The sequence below is a fragment of the Sphingorhabdus sp. genome (assembly GCF_044374345.1).
In the GTDB taxonomy this organism is placed as follows: Bacteria; Pseudomonadota; Alphaproteobacteria; order Sphingomonadales; family Sphingomonadaceae; genus Sphingorhabdus_B.
Genome location: NZ_JBILOS010000144.1, coordinates 1 through 3,251 on the forward strand (window position 1 = coordinate 1; position 3,251 = coordinate 3,251).

Here is a 3,251-nt window from a genome sequence, read left to right on the forward strand (position 1 = left end):
GGCTTATTTGCTCGACAAACGGGATCAGCTGCTCGCGCTTGCGGACACAAGTGCGAAGCTGACCGGCGGAGCAACAGGCGCGGCATGACCGGGCAATTGCTCTTTGATGAAGAGCAAGATGCGCTCCGCACCGAGAGCGTTCCCGAACCCAATGTCCTGACCATCGATATCGACGGATGGGAAGGTCCGCTTGACCTGCTGCTGGCGCTGGCGCGCAATCAAAAGGTCGATTTGCGGCAACTGTCGATCCTTGCCTTGGTCGAACAATATCTGGTCTTCATTGATGAGGCCCGCGCGCTGAAGCTGGAACTGGCGGCGGACTATCTGGTGATGGCGGCGTGGCTCGCCTATCTTAAATCCGCACTGCTACTGCCCAAGGACCCGACGATTGACCCGTCTCCAGAGGAGCTTGCGCTGCGCCTGCAGCTGCGGCTGGAACGGCTGAATGCCATGCGCGAAAGCGGCGCGCGGTTGATGGCGCGGGACCGGCTGGGGCGCGATATCTTTTTGCGCGGCAATCCCGAAGGCTTGCGCGTGGTCAAGGCGCGGGCTTGGGAATGCGATTATTTCGAACTCATCACCGCTTATGGCCAGGTAAAGGCGCGCACGCAGCCGGTGATGCATGTCGTGAAAAAACGTCAAGTCATGACGCTGGAAGAAGCGCTGGAGCGCGTATCCGCGATGATCGGCCGCGCGGTCGATTGGACATCGATTGAGGCGTTTCTGCCCGTCCATGCCGAACCTGTACTGCGCAAATCCGCGCTGGCCTCCAGTTTTGTGGCCGCGCTTGAGCTTGCGAAACGCGGCGCTGTTGATTTGCAGCAAGAGGCGACATTTGCGCCATTGTTGTTAAGGGTGAAAGCATGACGAAAATAAGCGACCCCCATGTTCGCGCGGTCGAGGCGACCTTATTCGCCAGTGATCAGCCCATGACCGTTGAGCAGATTCGCGGCTATGTCGGCGACGACGTCGATATCGCCGATGCGCTGGCGCAGCTGGAGGCGCATTATGCCGGGCGGGGCATCGAATTGGTCCGGCGCGGCAAATCGTGGCATTTCCAGACAGCCGCCGACCTTGCCTATGTTTTGCGCCGCGAACGCGAAGAAAGCCGCAAGCTTAGCCGTGCTGCGGTCGAAACATTGGCGATCATCGCCTATCACGAACCTGTGAGCCGTGCGGAGATTGAGGCCATTCGCGGCGTGCAGATTTCGAAAGGTACGCTGGATGTGTTGATGGAGGCGGGCTGGGTCCGGCCAGCAGGGCGGCGCGATGTGCCCGGCCGCCCATTGATTTACGCCACAACTGCCGGATTTCTGGCGCATTTCGGCCTTATTAGTCGCAAGGATTTGCCGGGAATTGACGATTTGAAAGCCGCCGGACTGCTCGATCCGATCGACACCGCAATGGGCGATATGCATTTTGCGGGCGAAGAAAGTGACAGCGAACTGGAAATTGACGAAAACAACGCCTAGATAGGGTGGGATAGCTGCGCGATCACGGTCGCAATTTTCGGGGCAAACCCCGGTAGGAGTTTGAAATGGGCGGTTTTAGTATCTGGCATTGGCTGATTGTCGGCATTCTGGTTTTGCTCTTGTTCGGCAAGGGCCGTTTTTCCGACATGATGGGCGACGTGGCCAAGGGCATTAAAAGCTTCAAAAAAGGCATGAGCGAAGACGACGACGCGTCAAAGGCTCCCCCACAGATCGGTTCCACGACCGTTGTCGACGCCGAAAAGCAGACCGATAAAACCCAATAATATTGGGGCAGTATCCACACTGACCCTGACACGCCATCCGATAAGCTTGGCGTCGTTACGGCCCGCCGGATTGGCCAATTGAATGTTTGACATCGCGTCTTCCGAACTGTTGCTTGTCGTCCTTGTGGCGTTGCTGGTCATTGGCCCAAAGGATTTGCCAAAGGCGTTGCGCGTTGTTGGCAGATGGGTGGGCAAAGCCCGCGGTGTCGCGGCACATTTCCGTTCCGGATTTGACGAAATGGTGCGTCAGTCAGAGATCGAAGAATTAGAGAAAAAGTGGAAAGCGGAAAACGAACGCATCATGCGCGAACACCCCGCCGATCCACGCGCCGATGTCCTTGGGGATGATCCCGCGCCTGCCGACGCAACGGTTGCTCAGCCCGAATTGCCGATAGATCCGCCCTCTGCAGAAACGGCAGCCAAGGCATGAACGAAATTGATGACAGCAAAATGCCGTTGCTCGATCATTTGATTGAGCTGCGTAGCCGTCTGCTCTGGAGCTTTCTGGCGCTCGCCATCGCCTTTGGCATCAGCCTGTATTTTGCGCGGCCCATATTCGGATTTTTGGTGCAGCCATTGCTCGAGTCCGGTCAAAAGACGCTGATTTACACCGCGATCTTTGAGGCATTTTTTGTCGAGATAAAGGTCGCGTTTTTCGCCGCCAGCTTCTTCTCTTTCCCCGTATTTGCAACACAGCTGTGGCGGTTTGTCGCGCCGGGATTGTATAATAAGGAAAAGCGTGCGTTTCTGCCGTTTTTACTGGCAACGCCGGTGCTGTTTATCATTGGCGCATCGATGGCCTATTATATGGCGATCCCCGTGGCGCTCGAATATCTGTTGGGTTTCGGCGGAAATGTGGGCGGCGTGCAGCAACAGGCGCTGCCGGGCGTCGACAATTATCTCAGCTTTGTGATGAAATTCATTTTCGGCTTTGGCATTTCGTTTCTGTTGCCCGTGCTGCTGATGCTGTTGGAACGCGCAGGGATTGTGACGCTGGAACAGCTTAAGGGCGCGCGCCGTTATGCGATTGTCGGCGCATTCGCCATCGCTGCCGTCCTGACGCCGCCCGATGTTGTCTCGCAACTGCTGCTCGCCATTCCTTTGTGCATATTGTTTGAAATGGCGCTCGTCGCCATCTGGTTCACCCGCCGCCGCCGCGCAAAAGCCGCAGAGGCTGAAGAGGCCGTGACGTAGGTTTCGTTTGTTCGGTTTTTGCCGAATAACGTCCTCCTCCTTCCGAGCCGTCATCGCCCACACCCTTCGTTCCCATCCTCCCTCGTCATCGTCCACACCCATCGTCATCCTGAACTTGTTTCAGGATAACAGGCGACGGTTTTTCGTTATGCTGAAACAAGTTCAGCATGACGACAGGGGTTGGAGGGTGTGCAAAAACAACTTTCCTACAAATAACCATATGGGTTATTCGAGTCGCGTCATGCAGGCGGCGGTCTAGAACGCTGGTCGGGATGATGGGAACGCTGGCGGGGCAACCCGT

Annotated in this window: 5 protein-coding genes; all 5 read left to right on the forward strand. The window is 56.8% G+C overall.

Translation table 11 applies throughout. The features are described 5' to 3' along the window. The first annotated feature begins 84 nt into the window (after positions 1–84). The 5 genes from ACIQ5B_RS10610 (at position 85) to tatC (ending at position 2,950) form a co-directional block, all read left to right on the forward strand. Entirely contained in the window at positions 85–867 is a 783-nt protein-coding gene (locus ACIQ5B_RS10610; protein ID WP_397598991.1) for a segregation and condensation protein A, read from the forward strand. Then, positions 864–1,472, forward strand: a complete 609-nt coding sequence (scpB, locus tag ACIQ5B_RS10615; protein WP_395628498.1) for an SMC-Scp complex subunit ScpB — start codon at positions 864–866, stop codon at positions 1,470–1,472. Before ACIQ5B_RS10610 ends, scpB begins: the two co-directional genes overlap by 4 nt. 65 nt (positions 1,473–1,537) lie before the next feature. Further along, positions 1,538–1,756, forward strand: a complete 219-nt coding sequence (locus ACIQ5B_RS10620; RefSeq protein WP_395628497.1) for a twin-arginine translocase TatA/TatE family subunit — start codon at positions 1,538–1,540, stop codon at positions 1,754–1,756. Positions 1,757–1,838: 82 nt separating this feature from the next. Further along, a complete protein-coding gene (gene tatB, locus ACIQ5B_RS10625) occupies positions 1,839–2,186 on the forward strand; it encodes a Sec-independent protein translocase protein TatB (RefSeq protein WP_395628496.1) in 348 nt (115 codons plus the stop codon). Then, positions 2,183–2,950 (forward strand): twin-arginine translocase subunit TatC, encoded by a 768-nt coding sequence (gene tatC, locus ACIQ5B_RS10630; RefSeq protein ID WP_397598992.1) that lies wholly within the window; start codon positions 2,183–2,185, stop codon positions 2,948–2,950. Before tatB ends, tatC begins: the two co-directional genes overlap by 4 nt. Positions 2,951–3,251: the final 301 nt, after the last annotated feature.

Coding starts and splice junctions, on each gene's coding strand:
- ACIQ5B_RS10610 (WP_397598991.1), top strand. CDS start 85: ATGACCGGGCAATTGCTCTTTGATGAAGAGCAAGATGCGCTCCGCACC.
- scpB (WP_395628498.1), top strand. CDS start 864: ATGACGAAAATAAGCGACCCCCATGTTCGCGCGGTCGAGGCGACCTTA.
- ACIQ5B_RS10620 (WP_395628497.1), top strand. CDS start 1,538: ATGGGCGGTTTTAGTATCTGGCATTGGCTGATTGTCGGCATTCTGGTT.
- tatB (WP_395628496.1), top strand. CDS start 1,839: ATGTTTGACATCGCGTCTTCCGAACTGTTGCTTGTCGTCCTTGTGGCG.
- tatC (WP_397598992.1), top strand. CDS start 2,183: ATGAACGAAATTGATGACAGCAAAATGCCGTTGCTCGATCATTTGATT.